Source organism: Nonomuraea sp. NPDC051191, from assembly GCF_044455665.1.
In the GTDB taxonomy this organism is placed as follows: Bacteria; Actinomycetota; Actinomycetes; order Streptosporangiales; family Streptosporangiaceae; genus Nonomuraea.
Window position 1 is genome coordinate 297,220 of the sequence record NZ_JBITEZ010000001.1, and the last position, 16,473, is coordinate 313,692.

A 16,473-nucleotide genomic window follows, 5' to 3' on the forward strand; every position below is an offset into this window, starting at 1 on the left:
GAGGACCTTGTCATCCGCTGGTGGCCAGTTGCAGGCGCTTGCGGCCGGGCCGCCGGGCCTCGGCCGCCCGTTCGCGCCACCAGGCCAGGCCGTTGCGGGCGGCCAGCCGTTCGAGCGCGCTCAGGTGCCGGACGGCGCTCTCGTGCCGGCCGGTCGCCTCGGCCAGCAGCGCGAGGTGCCAGTCCACCGGGCCCACCCAGGCGCAGGCGGACAGGACGCTGATCCGGCCGCTGAAAGGCAGCAGCGCCTCGTAGAGCGCGCGGCACTCGTGCACCCGGCCGAGCGCGACCGCGGCGGCGGCCCGCAGGCACAGGGTGGACGGGCGCGACCGGTCGAGCAGCGGCTGCCCGTTCAGCTTGCGGGCCTCGTCCAGGCGGCCGAGCGCGTGCAGGTGGAGGGTGCCGGCGGCCTGGTCGAGCGCGTGGTTCGCGCCGCGCAGGACGTCGATGAGCGGGCCCGCGGCGGCCATCGTGCCCCGGTGGTAGTCCAGGGCGAGGCGGCCGGCGGTGACGGCACGGGCGGCGTGCCAGATGCCGAGACCGGTCGCCTGGTCGGCGGCGTCGGCGTACAGGTCCTCCGCCTCGTCGAAGTGGCCGCAGAGCACCAGCCGGCCCGCCCGCCACAGCGTGTGCTGGAAGCGCGGCCAGGGCAGCGGGAGGCGTTCGAGCAGGTCGTCGCAGCGGGCCGCGGCCAGGTCGGCGCCGGTGACGTCGAACAGCTCCAGCCGGTTGTGGGTGTCCATCATGCTCGCCAGGAGCTGGTACGCCGGTTCGCCGTCCGCCAGCTCGTGCAGCTCGGCGGCGAGTTCCACCAGCTCGTGCACGTGCAGGGGCCGGGGCAGCGACAGGTGCCTGGCGTTGAGCGCGCGCATCAGCAGCCGCCGGTCGCCCAGCCGCCTTGCCATGGCCACGGCCTGCGCGGACAGCCCTTCGGCCCGCGGGTCGCCGGAGGCGTCGTAGAGCTCCTGGGCCAGCCCGGCCAGCAGCATCGCCCGGTCGGGGCCGTCCGCCTCGGGCAGCTCGCGCAGCGCGTCCTCGAAGCGGCGGACGAGCAGCGGGTCGGCGGCGCCGTACGGGTCGCGCAGCGTCCAGATGGACGGCGTGTCGAACGAGGTCAGCGCCCGGACCCGCACCTGCGAGCCGCCCTGCGCGATGCGGCCGGACGCCCGCACGGCCTCGTCCCTGACCCGGCGGGCCCTGGCCGGCTCGCCCGCCGCCAGCAGCGCGCCCACCTGCCGCAGCAGCAGCTCCACGTGCTCGGCCGGATCGCCGCCGCAGGCGTCGTGCGCGGTCACCGCGTGCCCCAGCCAGGACGCGGACTCGGCGTACCCCAGGCGCAGCTCGGCCTGCTCGGCGGCGGCCCGCGCCCACCGCACCGCCTCCTCGTACGCCACCGGCCCCGCCTGCACCGCGTGGTGGGCGATCACCGCGACGTCGGTCGCCGGGCGGGCGGACAGGGCGGCGGCGAGGTCGCGGTGCAGCGCGGCCTTGCGCAACGGCGGCAGGTCCCTGACCAGCGCCTCGCGCACCAGGTCGTGCACGAACGCCAGCCGGCCTCCCGTACGCGCCGCCAGCAGGCCGCCGCGCACGGCCCGGTCGAGCGGCCCGTACGCCTCCTCCCCCGCGACCCGGGCCACCACGGCCGGGTCGAACTCCCTGCCGATCAGCGCCGCGACCGCCAGCACGTCCGTGACCTCGGCGAGCGCGTCCAGGCGCAGGCGGACCAGCTCGGTCACCGCGGCGGGCACCTCGTACGCGTCCGGGTCCACGTCCGGGTCCTGGGCCATCAGCCTGATGCTCTCGCGCAGGAAGAACGGGTTGCCGCCGGTGCAGTCGGCCATCCTGGCGCACGACTCGTCGTCCAGCTCGACGCCGAGGTCGGCCGCGATGGCGCGGACCGCCTCGGGGCCGACGCCGGTCAGGCGCAGCCGCAGCAGATCGTAGCGGACCAGCCGCCCGAGCACGTCACCGGTGCCGGTGCGGAAGGCGGCGACCAGCGTGATCGCGCCGCCCCGCAGCAGCATCACCAGATGCCTGAGCAGGTCGAGCGAGGCGGGGTCGGCCCACTGGAGGTCGTCCAGGACGATCACCAGCGGCTGGGCGCGCGAGGCCGTGACGAGCCACCGGGCGACGGCCTGGTTCCGGCGCGACACCAACGCCTCGGCCGACCCTCCGGCCACCGGCGCCACGGCGGCCGGGGCGTCGAGGAGGCCGGACAGGGCCTCGCGGTCCGGCGGCGGGCAGTGCGGCTCCAGCGCCTCGAACACCTGCGTCCACGGCCACAGCGCGGGGGTGCCCTCGGCGTCGTGGCAGCGTCCCCGGAGCACGAGCCGGCCGAGCCGCTCGCAGCGCTCGCCGAACGCCTCCAGCAGCCTGGTCTTCCCGATCCCGGGCTCGCCGCTGACCTCGGCGACCGCGAGCCCGGCGGGCGCGGCCGGCTCGGCCGGCTCGGCCAGCGCCATCAGCTCGGCGAGCTGGGCCTCGCGCCCGTGCAGGGTGTTCGGTGAACGCGGCGCGGCCACCAGCGCCGGGGTCTCGTTCACCGGCGCGAGCGAGTCGACCTGGCGCAGGATGTCCGACTCCAGGGAGCGCAGCTCGGGCCCCGGGTCGAGGCCGAGCTCGTCGGACAGCCGCCTGGCCGCCGTGCGCAGCACGGCCAGCGCCTCGGCCTGGCGCCCGGTGCGGTAGAGGGACAGCGCGAGCAGGCACCACAGGCGTTCGCGCAGCGGGTTGGCGACGGTCTCGGCCTCCAGCTCGGTGATCAGCGGCTGGGGGCGGCCCAGGTCGAGCAGCGCGCGGGCCCGCCGCTCGACCGCCACCAGGCGCAGCTCGCGCAGGCGGCTCACCTCGGTGAGCGCCCACGGCTCGTCCTGGAACTCCTCGTACGGCGAGCCGCGCCACAACCCCAGCGCCTCGTCCAGGCAGGCCAGCGCCTCCTCGGCCGACCGGAACTCCGCCCGGTTCACCAGCTCGGCGAACCGGCGTGCGTCCACGTGGTCGGCGGCCAGCAGGTAGCCGGGCGCGCGGGCGATCAGCGTCCTCGGCCGGACGCGCGGCCCGCGGTCCGGCTCGACCGCGCGGCGCAGGTTGGAGACGTAGGAGTGCAGGGTGGGCAGGGCGCTGGGCGGGGCGGCGCCGGCGTACAGGTCGTCGATCAGCGTCTCGGCGGGGACCACGGCCCCCTGCGCGACCAGCAGCCGGGCCAGCACGGCCCGCGGGCGGGGGCCGCCGAGGCCGACCGCGGCCCCGTCGGCGTCGCGGACCTCCAGCGGCCCCAGAACTCGGAATTCCACGTTGTCCCACTCATCGGCTTCATCCTGATCGATCACAGTATGGTCGAGCCGACTTGAAGGAGACTGGAACCCGTCACGTGCCCGCTCTGATCGGCACGACGTTGCCGGGCCCGCCGCGGCGTGGCAGCGCGAACCAGGTGGCCTTGCCGACCAGGTCGGGGTGGGTCAGGTAGCGCTGGGGATGGCAGCCGTAGAAGCCGTCGGAGAGCCGGGCGACGATGCGCAGCCCCCTTCCGTGCTCGGCGGCCGGGTCGGGGACGGACGGGGCGGGCAGGGGCGGGCCGGCGTCCACGACGACGCACATGATCTCCTTGGCGTCCACGTGGAGGAGCAGCTCGTACGGGCCCTCGCCGTACATGAACGCGTTGGTGACCAGTTCGCTCACCATGAGGACGGCGTCGTCCACGACGTCGTCGTGCAGGTCGAGCCCGGACAGCTCCGTACGGATGATCGACCGGGCGTGGCCGACGGTCCGGGCGTCCGCGCGCAACGGCCATACGTACTGGTTCCTGATCCGCCGGGCCGACCGCAGCCTGGACATGGCCTCTCCATCCTGGGAAGGGCGGCGAAGAACGCTCGTTTCACTCAACACGAGACCTGCCTCCGAGTTGACGGACATGCGGCTGTCCAAACCTGTACGCACGCAAGGGCCGAACGGGTCGAACGTTTTCCGAGAAATCCCGACTTTCTTCGCGCCCGACATGTCTTCCCAGGTCAGCGGGTACGGACAGGGCCATGAGCAGTCCTGACGAGAGCAGCCCCAAGACCGACACCAAGCCCCTCCTCGACGCGGCCAGGCGCCCGGCCGAGGAAGGCGGGACGCCGTCGGGGCGCCGGACCGCCGGGCAGGCGGCCCTGGAACAGGCCCTGTCACAGGCGGGCAAGGACCTGGAGGACCTCACCGGCGAAACAGCCGGCAGAGGTACCGGCGGGGGGACCGGCGGGGCCCGCGGTTAGGGGCGGCCGATACCGGCGCCCACCTCCTCGATGACGTCGTCCACCCGCCTGGCCAGGTCCACGTCGAGGGCCGTGACCGCGCCCACGGAGACGGTCCTGACCACGATGGCCAGGCCGTCGGCGGTGTCGTGGAGTTGGGGCTGGCGGCCGTAGGTGACCTTGAGGTGGTCGAGCGCGCGGCGGACGGCCCGCAGGTTCTCCCGCGGCAGGGAGATCTCGCGGCGCAGCGCCGAGCGGTCGCCGGTCCACAGGGGCAGCCCGGCCAGCGCCGAGGCGATCTCGTCGTCGGTGAGCGTGGCGGTGTGCCCCTTGGGGCCGGTGATGCCGCCGCCGCTGCCCGGCGGCTCGAACAGGGGGCGTACCTGCTCCGGGATGTGCAGCCGGGCGATCAGCTCGGGGTCCTGCTCGGCGACGGCGGCCAGCACGGCCTGGGCCCTGAGCCTGGCCTGCTCGGGCGGACGGCGGCCGAGCAGCGCGGCCTGGCGGACGAAGCCCTCCTCGGTGCCGTCGTTGCGCGGATGGTCCATGGGGAAGTCGTCGGTCAGCTCGGGCGGCAGGGCCTCGATGAGCTCGCGGCGGTCGTCGTCGTCGAGCGTACGGGCCAGCGTGGTCAGCGTGGCCTCCGCCGCCGCTCTGGCCGGGCCCGCCCCCAGGCCCGTCATGCGGCCGATGGAGGCCAAAAGTGCACGATATTCCATGATTCGTCCCCCGATCCTTCAGGCTCCTCGTGCCCAGGTCAGAGGTGTCGACACCTCCACACGACCTGCGGGGTGAGGGGCACGTCGGTGACGCGTCCGGCCAGCTCGGGCATGGCGGCGGCGACCGCGTTGCCGATGGCGGCGGGCGGGCCGATCGTGCCCGCCTCGCCCGCTCCCTTCATGCCGCCGGGGGTGCGCGGCGACGGGGTCTCCAGCAGCACGACCTCGATGTCGGGCACCTCGCGGGTGGTCGGCAGCAGGTACTCGGCGAGCGGCTGCCCGTCCTCGGTGTGGACGATCTCCTCGGTCAGCGCCATGCCGATGCTCTGCGCGACCCCGCCCCGGATCTGGCCCTCGACCAGGGACGGGTTGACCAGCGTCCCGGCGTCGTTGACCACCCAGTAACGCTCCACCTCGACCGCGCCGGTCTCGGGGTCCACCGCGACGGCGGCGGCGTGCGCGCCGTAGGCGAAGGTGTAGGCGGACGGGTCGTAGCTGACCCGCTCCTCCAGGCCCGGCGTGACGCCTTCCGGCAGGTCCCAGGCCCGCCAGGCGGACGTGGCCAGCTCCCGGAACGACACCGACGCCCGCGGGTCGCCCTTCACCCGCACGGACCCGTCGGCGATCTCCAGGTCGCCGGGCGCCGCCTCCAGCCGGTGGGCGGCGATGGCCAGCAGCTTGTCACGCAGCCGGGCTGCGGCCTGGACGAGCGCCCCGCCGCCGACCGCGAGCGAGCGGCTGGCGATCGACCCGACCGACGAGTACGGCGTCGCCGCGGTGTCCCCCAGCACCACCCGCACCCGCTCGATCGGCACCCCCACCCGGTCGGCCGCGAGCTGGGCCAGCGCGGTCTCGATGCCCTGCCCGATCGAGACCACCCCGGACGACACCACCACCGACGCGTCCTGCTCCATCCGCAGCACCGCCGTCTCGTAGCCGCCCGCCTGGATGCCCGTCGCCTTCATCTCCATCGACGGGCCCAGGCCGGTGGTCTCGACGTGGCAGGAGTAGCCGATGCCGCGCCGGCGCCCGTCGTCCACACCGGTCACCGGGGTGACCAGGTCGCGCAGGGTGCGCAGGGCCAGCGGATAGTCGCCGGAGTCGTACGTCTGGTACACCCGGCTCGTGACCGGCAGCTCGTCCGGCTCCAGCATGTTGCGCAGCCGCAGCTCGACCGGGTCGAGGCCGAGCCGCCGGGCCGCCTCGTCGATCAGGCGCTCCCTGGTCCATGTGCACTCGGGCTGCCCGAACCCGCGGTAGGAGCCGGTCGGGGTGGTGTTCGTGACGACCCCGCGCACGCGTACGCCGACCCGCTCGAACCGGTACGGCCCCGGCAACAGCGTGGCCGAGACCGCGAAGGGCGAGATGCCGACGTTCGACGGATGGGCGCCGAGGTCGCCGAGGATGTCGGCGTGCAGGGCGACGAACCGGCCCTCGCCGTCGAGCGCCAGCCTGGCCCGGTGGACGGCGGCCCGCGCGGGCAGCGTCGCCGACAGCCGGTCGCCGGGCGACTCGGTCCAGCTCACCGGACGGCCCAGGCGCATCGCGGCCAGGCAGACGGCCGCCTCGTCGGGGTAGGCGTGCTCCTTGCCGCCGAACCCGCCGCCGGTGTCCCGGCTGATCACGCGCACCCGGTCGTGGCTGAGCCCGAACGCCTCCGCCAGGTGCTCGCGCACGTGGTGCGGGGCCTGGGAGGAGATGTGCACGGTCAGCTCGTCGTCGGCGTAGGAGGCCACGACGCCGCGCGGCTCCAGGGGATGCGGCGAGATCCGGCCCATCCTGAACGTCATCTCGACGACGTGCTCGGCCGACTCGACGAACTCCGCGCAGTCGGCGTCGCCGATCGGGAAGTCGGTGACCAGGTTCGTGCCCCAGCCGGGGTGGAGCAGCGGCGCGTCCTCCTCCAGGGCGCGTTCCGCGCCGACGACCGCGGGGAACTGGTCCAGCTCCAGGTCCAGCAGGTCGGCGGCGTCGCGCGCGGCGGCGGGGGTCTCGGCCACGACGACGGCGAGCGGCTGGCCGGCGTACCTGATCGTGTCGTCGAGCGCCCGGTAGGAGGCGAGCGGCTGGCCGGGGGCGAGGGTGACGCAGGGCAGCAGGACCCCGGCCGCGTCGGCGGGGGTGACGACGTCGAGCACCCCCTCGACCGTCCAGGTCGCCTTGGCGTCGCAGCCCAGGAGCCGTCCGTGGGCGACGGGGCTGCGCACCACCACCGCGTACGCCATGCCCGGCAGGCGTACGTTGCCGACGTACCTTCCCCTTCCGGTCAGCAGTCTGGCGTCTTCCCTGCGAGGCGTCCGCGCGCCGACATAGCCCATGGGCCGATTGTGCGCGCCGGAAGGCGTGTGGTCTATACGATCGCGCGGGACGGCAGGCGCGAAGGACCAGGTCAGCGAGGGTATTGATGCAGACTTTTCTTCCATATCCGGATTTCACGGCAAGTGCCGGGGTTCTGGATGCCCTGCGGCTGGGCAAGCAGCGGGTGGAGGCCCTCCAGGTGTTGCGCGCCCTGATCGTCCCCGGCTACGGCTGGCGCCACCACCCCGCCGTCAAGATGTGGGCCGGCTACGAGGAGGCCCTGGTCCGTTACGGGCTCGACGTGTGCGACCGCTGGTGCTCGACCGGCCGGGCCGACACCTGCGCGGCCTCGATGTCCGTCGAGCTGGGCCGCGCCTGCGGCACCCCCGTCGTCCGCACCCAGCACGAGCTGGCGGCGGCCGACGAGCTGCCGCCCTGGCTCGGCGACGACGCCTTCCACCTCAGCCACCGCTCCGCCCTCCTGCGCAAGGACCCCGACCACTACCGCCCGCTGGTGCGGGCGGCGTACGACGGCGGGAGTAGTGCCCATTTCCGTCCGAATGAGGACGAACATCGACACATCACGATCTACTGTGCTTGGCATGAGCTTGCAGCACCGATGGCGTCCCGCCGCCATGGACGTGGCGCTCGCGGCGGTGGTGGCCGTGCTGCTGACGGCGACCGCGGTGGCCACGCCGGGCGCGGGCCCGGTGGACTACGTCGCCGTGCTCGCCGGGACGCTCACCCTCGTCGTCTGGCGGCGGGCGCCGGTGCCGGCGCTGCTGGTCACCACGCTGTGCATGCTGGTCTACTCCGCGCACGCGCAGCCCGGCCCGCCGGCCTCCTTCCCCGTCATGGTGACGGTGTTCGCCACGGTCAGGGCCGGGCACCGGGCGGTCGCGGCGGTCGCCGGCGCGGTGTTCCTGGGCGGCACCCTGGCGGTCAACCTGGCCGCGGCCGCCGGGCAGCCCCCGCAGGAGATCGTGCAGAAGACGACGCTGCTGCTCGGCTGGTTCCTGGCGGCCGGGGTGACCGCGACCGTGACCCGGCACCGGCAGGCGTACCTCGTGCAGGTCGAGCGGCGGGCCGCCGAGGCCGAGCGGACCCGCGAGGAGGCGGCGCTGCGCCGCGCGGGCGAGGAGCGGCTGCGCATCGCCAGGGAGCTGCACGACTCACTCACCCACACCATCTCGGTCATCAAGGTGCAGGCGGGCGTGGCCGTGCACCTCGCGCGCAAGCGCGGCGAGGAGGTGCCGGCGGCGCTGCTGGCCATCCAGGAGGCCAGCGGCGAGGCCATGCGCGAGCTGCGCGCCACGCTGGAGGTGCTGCGCGAGCCGGACGGCGACCCTCCGGCCAGCGGCCTCGACCGGCTCACCCACCTGGTCGAACGGGCCCGCTCGACCGGCGTCCCGGCCACGGTGACGGTCACCGGCGACCGCCGTGACCTGCCCGCCGAGGTCGACCGCGCGGCCTACAGGATCGTCCAGGAGGCGCTGACCAACGTCTCCAAGCACGCCGGGCCCGCCACCGCCTCGGTACGCGTCGACTACGGCAAGGAGGAGCTGACCGTGCAGGTGGACGACGACGGCCGCGCGAACGGCGACCCCTGCGACCCCGGCGTGGGCCTGCTGGGCATGCGGGAGCGGGTCACGGCGCTCGGCGGGCGGCTGCGCACCGGGCCGCGTCCCGAGGGCGGGTTCACCGTACGCGCCGAGCTGCCGTTGCAGGAGGCCCGATGATCCGCGTGCTGCTGGTGGACGACCAGGCCCTCATCCGCGGCGGCTTCCGCGCCCTGCTGGAGGCCGAGGACGACATCGAGGTCGTCGCCGAGGCGGCCAACGGGGAGCAGGCCGTCGCCCTCGCCCTGGAACACCGTCCGGACGTCGCGCTCGTAGACGTGCAGATGCCCGTCATGGACGGCATCGAGGCCACCAGGCGGATCGCCGCGGACGCACGCCTGTCCGAGGTCCACGTGGTCATCCTGACGAACTACGGCCTGGACGAGTACGTCTTCCACGCCCTGCGCGCCGGCGCGAGCGGCTTCCTGGTCAAGGACACCGAGCCCGCCGACCTGCTCCAGGGCGTCAGGGTGGCCGCCCGCGGCGACGCCCTGCTCTCCCCCGCCATCACCCGCCGCCTGATCGGCGAGTACGTCGCCCGCCGCCCCGAACCCGACCCCCAGGGCCTGGACGTGCTCACCAACCGCGAACGCGAGGTGACCGCCCTGGTCGCCCGCGGCATGTCCAACGACGAGATCGCCGCCCAGATGGTGATCAGCCCGACCACCGCCAAGACGCACGTGAGCCGGGCGATGACCAAGCTGCACGCCCGCGACCGCGCCCAGCTCGTGGTCTTCGCCTACGAGTCCGGCCTGGTGACCCCGCGCGAGCGCTGACCCGAGGCTTGACCGTCAAGGAACCCGGTCCCTCCTCATACCCGTCCCGGACTGAGTACACTCGGGCTCGTTCAACGGCCGAGACTTGTACGGCGAGGCTCTTGGCCCGGGGCGGTGGCCCCTTGGCCCCCGTCCCTCTGGAGTCACGTGAGCAGCGGGCTTGTCGACGCTCCGCCCTCCAGCGACCCCGGCGCCCCCAGGCGGCGCCGCCGGCGCTGGCTGCGCTGGGTGATCGCGATCGCGGTCGCCGTCGTCCTCCTCGTCGGCGGTGTGGCCGTCGGCGTCACCGCCAAACTCAGCGGCAACCTCAAGCGCTCGACGGTCACCAAGGAGGACCTCGGCGAGACGCGGCCCCCCAAGGTCGCCACCTCGGCGATGAACGTCCTGATCGTGGGCTCCGACCAGCGCGACGGCAAGAACGCCAGGTACGGCCACCGCATCGCGGGCGAGCGCACCGACACGATCATGCTGGCGCACGTGTCGTCCAAGCGGGACAACGCCATGGTGATCAGCTTCCCGCGCGACTCGCTGGTCCAGCTCCCCGCCTGCCGGGCCACCGGCGGCCTGCCCGGCCAGCAGCCGCACCTGGGCATGATCAACGAGTCGTTCAACTCCGGGGGCATCGCCTGCACCTGGAAGACGATCGAGTCGCTCACCCGCATCCACATCGACCACTTCGTGAAGGTCGACTTCACCGGCTTCAAGAGCATGGTCAACGCCGTGGGCGGCGTCGAGGTCTGCCTGCCCTCGCCGGTGAACGACAAGAAGGCCCTGCTCCACCTGCCCGCCGGGCGGCAGACGCTCAACGGCGAGCAGGCGCTCGGTTACGTCCGCGCCCGCTACAGCCTCGGCGACGGCTCCGACATCGGGCGCATCCAGCGGCAGCAGATGTTCATCGCCTCCATGCTCAAGAAGGTGATGAGCGGCGAAACGCTCACCGACCCGTCCAAGCTGTTCGGCTTCCTCGACGCCGGCACCAAGTCGGTGACCGTCGACGACGACCTGTCGGTCGGCGTCATGAAGGACCTCGCCACCAGCCTCCAGGGCCTCAACGCCGGGCAGATCCGCTTCATCACCACCCCCTGGCACTACTCGCTGACCCAGCCGGGCCGCGTCGAGTGGGTGCAGCCGCAGGCGGGCCGGCTGTTCCAGATCGCGGCCAGGGACCAGAGCGTCCAGGGCGTCAAGGGCGGCCAGGCCAAGGTGGGGCGGTCGAAGATCCAGATCGAGCTGCGCAACGGCACCTACCGCGGCGGCCTCGGCACGCAGGTGGCCGCCTTCCTCGAACAGCGCGGCTACCACATCAGCAAGATCGGCGACTCGGCGAAGAAGCCCCAGCCGAAGACCACGCTGCTGTACGGCCCCAACGCCGAGACGCGGGTGCCCACCCTCACCAACGACCTCCTGGCCGCCACGCCGAGGCTGGTCCCGGGCGCCCGGACGAACCACCTGGTGCTGGTGATCGGCGACGACTGGAAGGGGCTCAAGCCGCTGCGCGCCGACGACACCGAGGCGATCAAGGGCTTCGACGCCACCCACGACACCTGCGCGGCCTGACGCCGCTCACAGGGAGCTCAAGGGGGCTCACAGGGAGTCGGCCAGCCCGCCGCCGTCGATGGCGGTGAACCCGGCGTCCTCGATGAGCGGCACCACGACCTTCTTGGCGGCGTCGTCGTCGCCCCAGTAGGGCATGTCGGCCCGCGGGCCGCCGCGCTGCCCGGCCGTGCCCAGCTCCAGCAGCTCGTTGGGGTACTTGGTGTTGAACGTGCGCACCACCCGCACCTCGGGGCCGAGCACGTGCTGCTGGTACTGCGGGCTGGTGAGCCCGTCCGGGACGGCCACCACCGCCTCGGCGCCGTCGCGTTCGGTGATCGGGTTGCTGGGATCGATGACGATCTTGCCTGCCAGCGCCGCGCCCAGCTCCTCGACCACCGTGGGGAAGGCCTCCCACCACACCGCCATGACGACGACCTCGCCGAAGCGCGCCGCCTCGATCGGCGAGCCGCCGCCCGCCTGCCCCTCGGCGGCGACCGCGGCCTCCTCGGCCAGGGTCAGCCGGGCGTCGCTGAAGAGCACGTCGTGACCGGCCGCCGCGAGCAGCCGGCCGAGCGGCGCACCGAGCCTGCCCGCACCCACGATTCCTATGCGCATGTCTCGATCTCCTTGTCGGGCCCGATCGGCACCTGCCCATCGGCCTTCCCGGCATGCCTGTCTTTGCGCCGGAGCTGGGAGACCTTTGCCGTCGGGTGATCCCTACACTCGTCGTCCATGAGCGATCCCGACGTCCATGAGCTGCGCAGGGGCAGCGCCGAGCGAGCGCACCTGCGTGCGCGGGGGCCCGAGCTGCCGCACGTGACCGAGCTGACCGGGCCGCGCGGGCTGCGGCTGCGGCACTACCGGCCGGCGGAGGAGCGGCGGCCGCTCATGGTGTACGTGCACGGGGGCGCGTGGGTGTTCTGCGGCCTGGACACGCACGACCGGATCTGCCGCCTGCTGGCCGACGGGTGCGGCGTCGAGGTGATGGCCGTGGACTACCGGCTGGCGCCCGAGCACCCGTACCCGGCGGCGGTCGAGGACGTCGTGGAGGTGCTGCGCACGGCCCGTCCGGTCGCGGTGGCCGGGGACAGCGCGGGCGCCTACCTCGCCACGATGGCCTGCCTGGAGCTGCGCGACGCGGACGACCCGTCGCCCGCCGCCCAGATCCTGATCTGCCCCAACACCGACCTCACGCTCTCGCAGCCCAGCGTGCGGGAGAAGGGCACCGGTCACGGCCTCGACGAGAGCTTCCTCGCCTGGGCCGTCCGGCAGTGGGCGCCCGATCCGGCGCGGCGCGCCGACCCGGGGCTGAGCCCACTGCTCGTGCCCGACCTGCGCGGGCTGCCCGCCACGCTGATCGTCACCGCCGAGCACGACGCCCTCAGGGACGAGGGCGAGGCGTACGCCCGGCGGCTGGCCGAGGCGGGCGTGCCGGTCACGTGCCGCAGGGAACCCGGCCTCGCGCACGGCTTCCAGCAGAACGCCGACCCGGTGTCGGAGGCGGCCACCGGCCGCCTGCTCGCCGACGCGCGCCGCCTGCTCGAAGCGGTGACGGGCTGACCCCTCCACACCACGGCGGCGTGGCCGCACACCGCGGCACGCCACCGGGCGGGCACAGAAGCACCGCCTGGAACTCGCGGCGACCGGTCAGGCGCCGAAGGCCAGGCGGCCCAAGAACGTCGCGGACGCCCCCGCGAAGCCGGCGCGCGTCAATGCGCGCGCTCGGACTCCTGCTCGGACGCCGTAGACGGGTACATCTCCTCGCGCGGCGTGTCCGCGCCCAGCTCCTCGCGCAGCCGGTCGTAGTCGATGTTGTGGTTGGTGTACTTCAGCTGGCGAGCGACCTTCGTCTGCTTCGCCTTGGCTCTTCCTCGGCCCATGGCTACTCCCTAGTCCCCGCTGTCATGCTATCCAACAACGTTACGACTTGAAGAATTATGCAACTGCGCTCGATTAGTCTTGCAATATGCACGTGGAGGTCCACCAGGCCAAGGCCGACTTCTTCAGGACGCTCGGCCACCCCGCTCGCATCAGAGTGTTGGAGCTACTCCAGGAAGGTCCACTGCCCGTCAGAGACCTGCTGGCCCAGATCGACATCGAGGCGTCGAGCCTCTCACAACAGCTGGCGGTCCTGCGCAGGGCCGGGATCGTGAGCGCAATCCGCGAAGGCAGCACAGTGGTCTACACGCTGGCCACTCCCGAGCTGGCCGACCTGCTCGGAGCCGCCCGCCGCATCCTCACCGACATGCTGGCCGACCAGGGGGAGCTCCTGGCCGAGCTGCGGGCGGAGGTCACTTAGCGGCGGCCTCGGCGCGACGCCTGACGACCTTCGGGTAACGGGCGGTGAAGACGGCGGGGACGACGAACGAGAGCACCTTGATCGCGATGACGGCCGTGGTGGCGTGGGGGGCCGCGGCCAGCACGAACGTCAGCGAGACGGCGGCGAGCGTGAACGCCACCGCCCACACCGCCGTGATCACCACGTTGACGCGGTGGAAGGCGGGGGTCTCCCAGATCTCCTTGGGCGCCATCGTGCGCGCGATGCCCAGCGTGAACGGCTTGCGGATGGCCATCGAACCCCAGGCGGTGCCCGCCAGCCACACGTTGACCAGCGCGGGCCCGTACGGCGTGAGCGGCGAGTGCGGGGCCACCAGGGAGAGCACGGTGAGCAGGGCGAAGAAGACGGCGGCGCTCGTCTCGATCACGATCTCGTCCCAGGCCCGCCCGGAGCGGCGGTCGACGACCACGAGAGCAACGGCGATCACGAGGCCGGTGATGGCGCCCCAGCGCCATTCGTCGCCGGTGGCGATGACCGCGTAGACGACCCAGGGGAGGAAACCGAGCAGACCGCGCATCGCGCAACTCCTTTGACGTTCCTAAGTAGACATGTCGAAGGTAGAACCTCCTGTGGAGATATGTCAATATAGGAATATGAGCTTGAGACACGCCGTGCTGGGTCTGCTCGCCGAGGGGCCGGCCAGCGGCTACGACCTGCTGAAGACCTTCGACGTCTCATTGTCCAACGTCTGGCCCGCGACGCAGAGCCAGCTCTACGCCGAGCTCGGCAAGCTGGCCGACGCCGGTCTCGTGAGCGTGGCGGCCGAGGGCCCCCGGGGGCGCAAGGAGTACGCGATCACCCAGGAGGGCCGCGCCGAGCTGCGCCGCTGGATCACCGAGGTCGAGCCGGTCAGGGTCGGGCGCAGCGACATGCTGCTGCGCGTGTTCTTCCTCGGGCAGGTCGATCCCGAGCAGGCCCGCGCGTACCTGCGCCGCCAGGCCGAGGTGGTGGGCAAGCACCTGGAGCACATGGAGGCCATCAAGGGCTTCGTCGAGAGCGGCCAGGACAACCTGTCGGTCTACGGCCGGCTGGCCCTGGAGTACGGCCTGCGGCTGGGCGCCGTCCAGAAGGAGTGGGCCGAGTGGGCCGAGGGGCAGATCCGTTAGGCTCGCTCCCATGGTCTCCGAGCTGTTCGATCCGAAGATGTGGCAGGTAGTCGAGGGCTTCGACTTCACCGACATCACCTACCACCGGGCCCTCGACCAGGGCACGGTGCGGGTCGCGTTCAACCGGCCCGAAGTGCGCAACGCCTTCAGGCCGCAGACGGTCGACGAGCTCTACCGGGCACTCGACCACGCCAGGCAGACCACCGACGTCGGCTGCGTGCTGCTCACCGGCAACGGCCCCTCGCCCAAGGACGGCGGGTGGGCCTTCTGCTCCGGCGGCGACCAGCGCATCAGGGGCAAAGACGGCTACCAGTACGCCGACGGCACCCCCGCCACCGGGCGCCTGCACATCCTGGAGGTGCAGCGGCTGATCCGCTTCATGCCCAAGATCGTGATCTGCGTGGTGCCCGGCTGGGCCGCGGGCGGCGGCCACAGCCTCCACGTCGTGGCCGATCTCACACTCGCCAGCGCCGAGCACGCCCGCTTCAAGCAGACCGACGCCGATGTGGCCAGCTTCGACGGCGGCTTCGGCTCGGCCTACCTCGCGCGGCAGGTCGGGCAGAAGTTCGCCCGCGAGATCTTCTTCCTCGGCGACACCTACAGCGCGGCCGACGCCCACCGCATGGGCATGGTCAACGCCGTCGTCCCGCACGCGGAGCTGGAGGCCACGGCGCTGGAGTGGGCGCGCAAGGTCAACGGCAAGTCGCCGACCGCCCAGCGCATGCTGAAGTTCGCCTTCAACATGATCGACGACGGGCTCGTCGGGCAGCAGGTGTTCGCGGGCGAGGCGACGCGGCTGGCGTACATGACGGACGAGGCGGCCGAGGGGCGCGACTCCTTCCTGGAGAAGCGGGCGCCCGACTGGTCGCCCTACCCCTGGCACTTCTAGCCACGGGCTCCCCGGTCAGAGGCAGACTGGGGTGATGCGGATCAAGGTTCCCGAGGCACTGACCGAATCACATGTGAAGATCGACGGGGAGCGGGGGCGGGCGTGGTCGGCCGGCCTGCCGGCACTGGCCGAGCGCTACCTGGAGGAGTGGGGGCTGCGCCTGGAAGAGGGGCCGCCCATGCACGGCGTGGTCTCCCTCGTGCTGCCCGTCGTACGGGACGACGGCACCAGAGCGGCGCTCAAGCTCCAGCCCGTCACCGACGAGAACGCCACCGAGGCGCCCGGCCTGCGCACGTGGGCCGGGAAGGGCTCGGTGCTGCTGCTGGACGAGGACCCCGAGACCGGCACCCTGCTGCTGGAACGCCTCGACTCCGACCGCCCGCTGTCGGCCGTCCCGGACGACGTCGAGGCGCTGAAGATCCTGACCGAGTTGCTGGGCCGGTTGACCGCCTTCCCCGCCCCGCCGGGCCTGCGCCGGTTGGGCGACATCGCCGCGGAGATGCTGGCCGACGTCGACCGGGCGGCGGCCGCGCTGCCCCGCGAGCAGGACAGGTTCTGGCTGCGGTGGGCCGCGGACGCGGTCGCCGAGCTCGTCTCCGAACCCGGCGACCGGCTGCTGCACTGGGACCTGCACTACGACAACGTGCTGGCCGCCGAGCGGGAGCCGTGGCTGGCCATCGACCCCAAGCCGCTGGCCGGCGACCCCGGCTTCGACCTGTGGCCCGCCCTGGACAACCGGTGGGAGGCCGTCGTCGCCACCGGCGACCCGATCAAGGGCGTGCTGCGGCGGTTCGACCTGATGGTGGACGGACTGGGCCTCGACCCGGCCAGGGCGGCCGGCTGGACCCTCGGCCGCCTCCTGCAGAACGCCCTCTGGGACGTCGAGGACGGCGAGCGCGAGCTGAACGAGGTCGGCCTGGTGATCGCCGAGGCCATGCGCCACCGGCAGTGACGCCCGGCCCGC

General features: G+C 73.1%; 16 protein-coding genes and 1 pseudogene. 10 read left to right on the forward strand and 7 right to left on the reverse strand.

Annotated features, from left to right (window positions below; translation table 11 throughout):
- Positions 1–10 precede the first annotated feature (10 nt).
- A complete protein-coding gene (locus ACIA8R_RS01240; RefSeq protein WP_397035829.1) occupies positions 11–3,292 on the reverse strand; it encodes a BTAD domain-containing putative transcriptional regulator in 3,282 nt (1,093 codons plus the stop codon).
- 73 nt (positions 3,293–3,365) lie between these two features.
- Positions 3,366–3,833 (reverse strand): ATP-binding protein, encoded by a 468-nt coding sequence (locus ACIA8R_RS01245; protein WP_364083837.1) that lies wholly within the window; start codon positions 3,831–3,833, stop codon positions 3,366–3,368.
- 194 nt (positions 3,834–4,027) lie between these two features.
- Here ACIA8R_RS01245 and ACIA8R_RS01250 point away from each other — a divergent pair, with 194 nt between their 5' ends.
- Positions 4,028–4,249 (forward strand): hypothetical protein, encoded by a 222-nt coding sequence (locus ACIA8R_RS01250; protein WP_397035831.1) that lies wholly within the window; start codon positions 4,028–4,030, stop codon positions 4,247–4,249.
- On the opposite strand, the gene ACIA8R_RS01255 is transcribed toward ACIA8R_RS01250, so the two are convergent.
- Positions 4,246–4,947 (reverse strand): DUF2267 domain-containing protein, encoded by a 702-nt coding sequence (locus ACIA8R_RS01255; protein ID WP_397035833.1) that lies wholly within the window; start codon positions 4,945–4,947, stop codon positions 4,246–4,248. The genes ACIA8R_RS01250 and ACIA8R_RS01255 overlap by 4 nt on opposite strands.
- 38 nt (positions 4,948–4,985) lie before the next feature.
- Entirely contained in the window at positions 4,986–7,265 is a 2,280-nt protein-coding gene (locus tag ACIA8R_RS01260; RefSeq protein WP_397035835.1) for a xanthine dehydrogenase family protein molybdopterin-binding subunit, read from the reverse strand.
- A gap of 86 nt (positions 7,266–7,351) precedes the next feature.
- On the opposite strand from ACIA8R_RS01260, the pseudogene ACIA8R_RS01265 reads away from it, so the two are divergent.
- The 4 genes and pseudogenes from ACIA8R_RS01265 to ACIA8R_RS01280 all read left to right on the forward strand — a co-directional run.
- Positions 7,352–7,705: pseudogene (locus ACIA8R_RS01265) on the forward strand (MSMEG_6728 family protein); the annotation flags it as partial.
- A 142-nt stretch (positions 7,706–7,847) separates the two neighbouring features.
- Positions 7,848–8,984 (forward strand): sensor histidine kinase, encoded by a 1,137-nt coding sequence (locus tag ACIA8R_RS01270; protein WP_397035837.1) that lies wholly within the window; start codon positions 7,848–7,850, stop codon positions 8,982–8,984.
- A complete protein-coding gene (locus ACIA8R_RS01275; protein WP_357702071.1) occupies positions 8,981–9,640 on the forward strand; it encodes a response regulator transcription factor in 660 nt (219 codons plus the stop codon). Before ACIA8R_RS01270 ends, ACIA8R_RS01275 begins: the two co-directional genes overlap by 4 nt.
- A 147-nt stretch (positions 9,641–9,787) precedes the next feature.
- Positions 9,788–11,197, forward strand: a complete 1,410-nt coding sequence (locus tag ACIA8R_RS01280) for an LCP family protein (RefSeq protein ID WP_357702068.1) — start codon at positions 9,788–9,790, stop codon at positions 11,195–11,197.
- Between the two features lie 27 nt (positions 11,198–11,224).
- Here ACIA8R_RS01280 and ACIA8R_RS01285 read toward each other — a convergent pair whose 3' ends face one another.
- Positions 11,225–11,791 carry an NAD(P)-binding domain-containing protein gene (locus ACIA8R_RS01285; protein WP_357702066.1) on the reverse strand — a complete coding sequence of 189 codons (567 nt, stop codon included), beginning with the start codon at positions 11,789–11,791 and terminating at the stop codon, positions 11,225–11,227.
- A 117-nt stretch (positions 11,792–11,908) separates the two neighbouring features.
- Here ACIA8R_RS01285 and ACIA8R_RS01290 point away from each other — a divergent pair, with 117 nt between their 5' ends.
- Positions 11,909–12,736: an alpha/beta hydrolase gene (locus ACIA8R_RS01290; protein WP_397035840.1), complete on the forward strand. Its 828-nt coding sequence runs from the start codon at positions 11,909–11,911 to the stop codon at positions 12,734–12,736.
- Between the two features lie 149 nt (positions 12,737–12,885).
- On the opposite strand, the gene ACIA8R_RS01295 is transcribed toward ACIA8R_RS01290, so the two are convergent.
- On the reverse strand, positions 12,886–13,056 hold the full coding sequence (locus tag ACIA8R_RS01295; protein ID WP_357702062.1) for a DUF3073 domain-containing protein: 171 nt from the start codon (positions 13,054–13,056) through the stop codon (positions 12,886–12,888).
- An 86-nt stretch (positions 13,057–13,142) separates the two neighbouring features.
- Here ACIA8R_RS01295 and ACIA8R_RS01300 point away from each other — a divergent pair, with 86 nt between their 5' ends.
- Positions 13,143–13,475, forward strand: coding sequence for a helix-turn-helix transcriptional regulator (locus ACIA8R_RS01300; RefSeq protein WP_090938046.1), 333 nt, complete (start codon positions 13,143–13,145; stop codon positions 13,473–13,475).
- Here ACIA8R_RS01300 and ACIA8R_RS01305 read toward each other — a convergent pair.
- Positions 13,468–14,031 carry a hypothetical protein gene (locus tag ACIA8R_RS01305; RefSeq protein WP_397035842.1) on the reverse strand — a complete coding sequence of 188 codons (564 nt, stop codon included), beginning with the start codon at positions 14,029–14,031 and terminating at the stop codon, positions 13,468–13,470. The genes ACIA8R_RS01300 and ACIA8R_RS01305 overlap by 8 nt on opposite strands.
- Positions 14,032–14,107: 76 nt before the next feature.
- On the opposite strand from ACIA8R_RS01305, the gene ACIA8R_RS01310 reads away from it, so the two are divergent.
- Genes ACIA8R_RS01310 through ACIA8R_RS01320 form a run of 3 tightly spaced genes read left to right on the forward strand, consistent with a single transcriptional unit; the run spans position 14,108 to position 16,461 of the window.
- The gene (locus tag ACIA8R_RS01310; RefSeq protein WP_357702057.1) at positions 14,108–14,620 is read left to right on the forward strand and encodes a PadR family transcriptional regulator; all 513 of its coding nucleotides are present in this window, start codon (positions 14,108–14,110) and stop codon (positions 14,618–14,620) included.
- 10 nt (positions 14,621–14,630) lie between these two features.
- Entirely contained in the window at positions 14,631–15,509 is an 879-nt protein-coding gene (locus ACIA8R_RS01315; protein WP_364083809.1) for a 1,4-dihydroxy-2-naphthoyl-CoA synthase, read from the forward strand.
- 34 nt (positions 15,510–15,543) lie between these two features.
- Complete coding sequence (locus ACIA8R_RS01320; protein ID WP_397035845.1) at positions 15,544–16,461, forward strand: aminoglycoside phosphotransferase family protein; 918 nt, start codon at positions 15,544–15,546, stop codon at positions 16,459–16,461.
- Positions 16,462–16,473 lie beyond the last annotated feature (12 nt).

What these genes read in the sequence shown, in the direction of transcription:
- ACIA8R_RS01245 (WP_364083837.1), bottom strand. Translation starts at nt 3,833, where the DNA reads ATGTCCAGGCTGCGGTCGGCCCGGCGGATCAGGAACCAGTACGTATGG.
- ACIA8R_RS01250 (WP_397035831.1), top strand. Translation starts at nt 4,028, where the DNA reads ATGAGCAGTCCTGACGAGAGCAGCCCCAAGACCGACACCAAGCCCCTC.
- ACIA8R_RS01255 (WP_397035833.1), bottom strand. Translation starts at nt 4,947, where the DNA reads ATGGAATATCGTGCACTTTTGGCCTCCATCGGCCGCATGACGGGCCTG.
- ACIA8R_RS01260 (WP_397035835.1), bottom strand. Translation starts at nt 7,265, where the DNA reads ATGGGCTATGTCGGCGCGCGGACGCCTCGCAGGGAAGACGCCAGACTG.
- ACIA8R_RS01270 (WP_397035837.1), top strand. Translation starts at nt 7,848, where the DNA reads ATGAGCTTGCAGCACCGATGGCGTCCCGCCGCCATGGACGTGGCGCTC.
- ACIA8R_RS01275 (WP_357702071.1), top strand. Translation starts at nt 8,981, where the DNA reads ATGATCCGCGTGCTGCTGGTGGACGACCAGGCCCTCATCCGCGGCGGC.
- ACIA8R_RS01285 (WP_357702066.1), bottom strand. Translation starts at nt 11,791, where the DNA reads ATGCGCATAGGAATCGTGGGTGCGGGCAGGCTCGGTGCGCCGCTCGGC.
- ACIA8R_RS01290 (WP_397035840.1), top strand. Translation starts at nt 11,909, where the DNA reads ATGAGCGATCCCGACGTCCATGAGCTGCGCAGGGGCAGCGCCGAGCGA.
- ACIA8R_RS01295 (WP_357702062.1), bottom strand. Translation starts at nt 13,056, where the DNA reads ATGGGCCGAGGAAGAGCCAAGGCGAAGCAGACGAAGGTCGCTCGCCAG.
- ACIA8R_RS01300 (WP_090938046.1), top strand. Translation starts at nt 13,143, where the DNA reads ATGCACGTGGAGGTCCACCAGGCCAAGGCCGACTTCTTCAGGACGCTC.
- ACIA8R_RS01305 (WP_397035842.1), bottom strand. Translation starts at nt 14,031, where the DNA reads ATGCGCGGTCTGCTCGGTTTCCTCCCCTGGGTCGTCTACGCGGTCATC.
- ACIA8R_RS01310 (WP_357702057.1), top strand. Translation starts at nt 14,108, where the DNA reads ATGAGCTTGAGACACGCCGTGCTGGGTCTGCTCGCCGAGGGGCCGGCC.
- ACIA8R_RS01315 (WP_364083809.1), top strand. Translation starts at nt 14,631, where the DNA reads ATGGTCTCCGAGCTGTTCGATCCGAAGATGTGGCAGGTAGTCGAGGGC.
- ACIA8R_RS01320 (WP_397035845.1), top strand. Translation starts at nt 15,544, where the DNA reads ATGCGGATCAAGGTTCCCGAGGCACTGACCGAATCACATGTGAAGATC.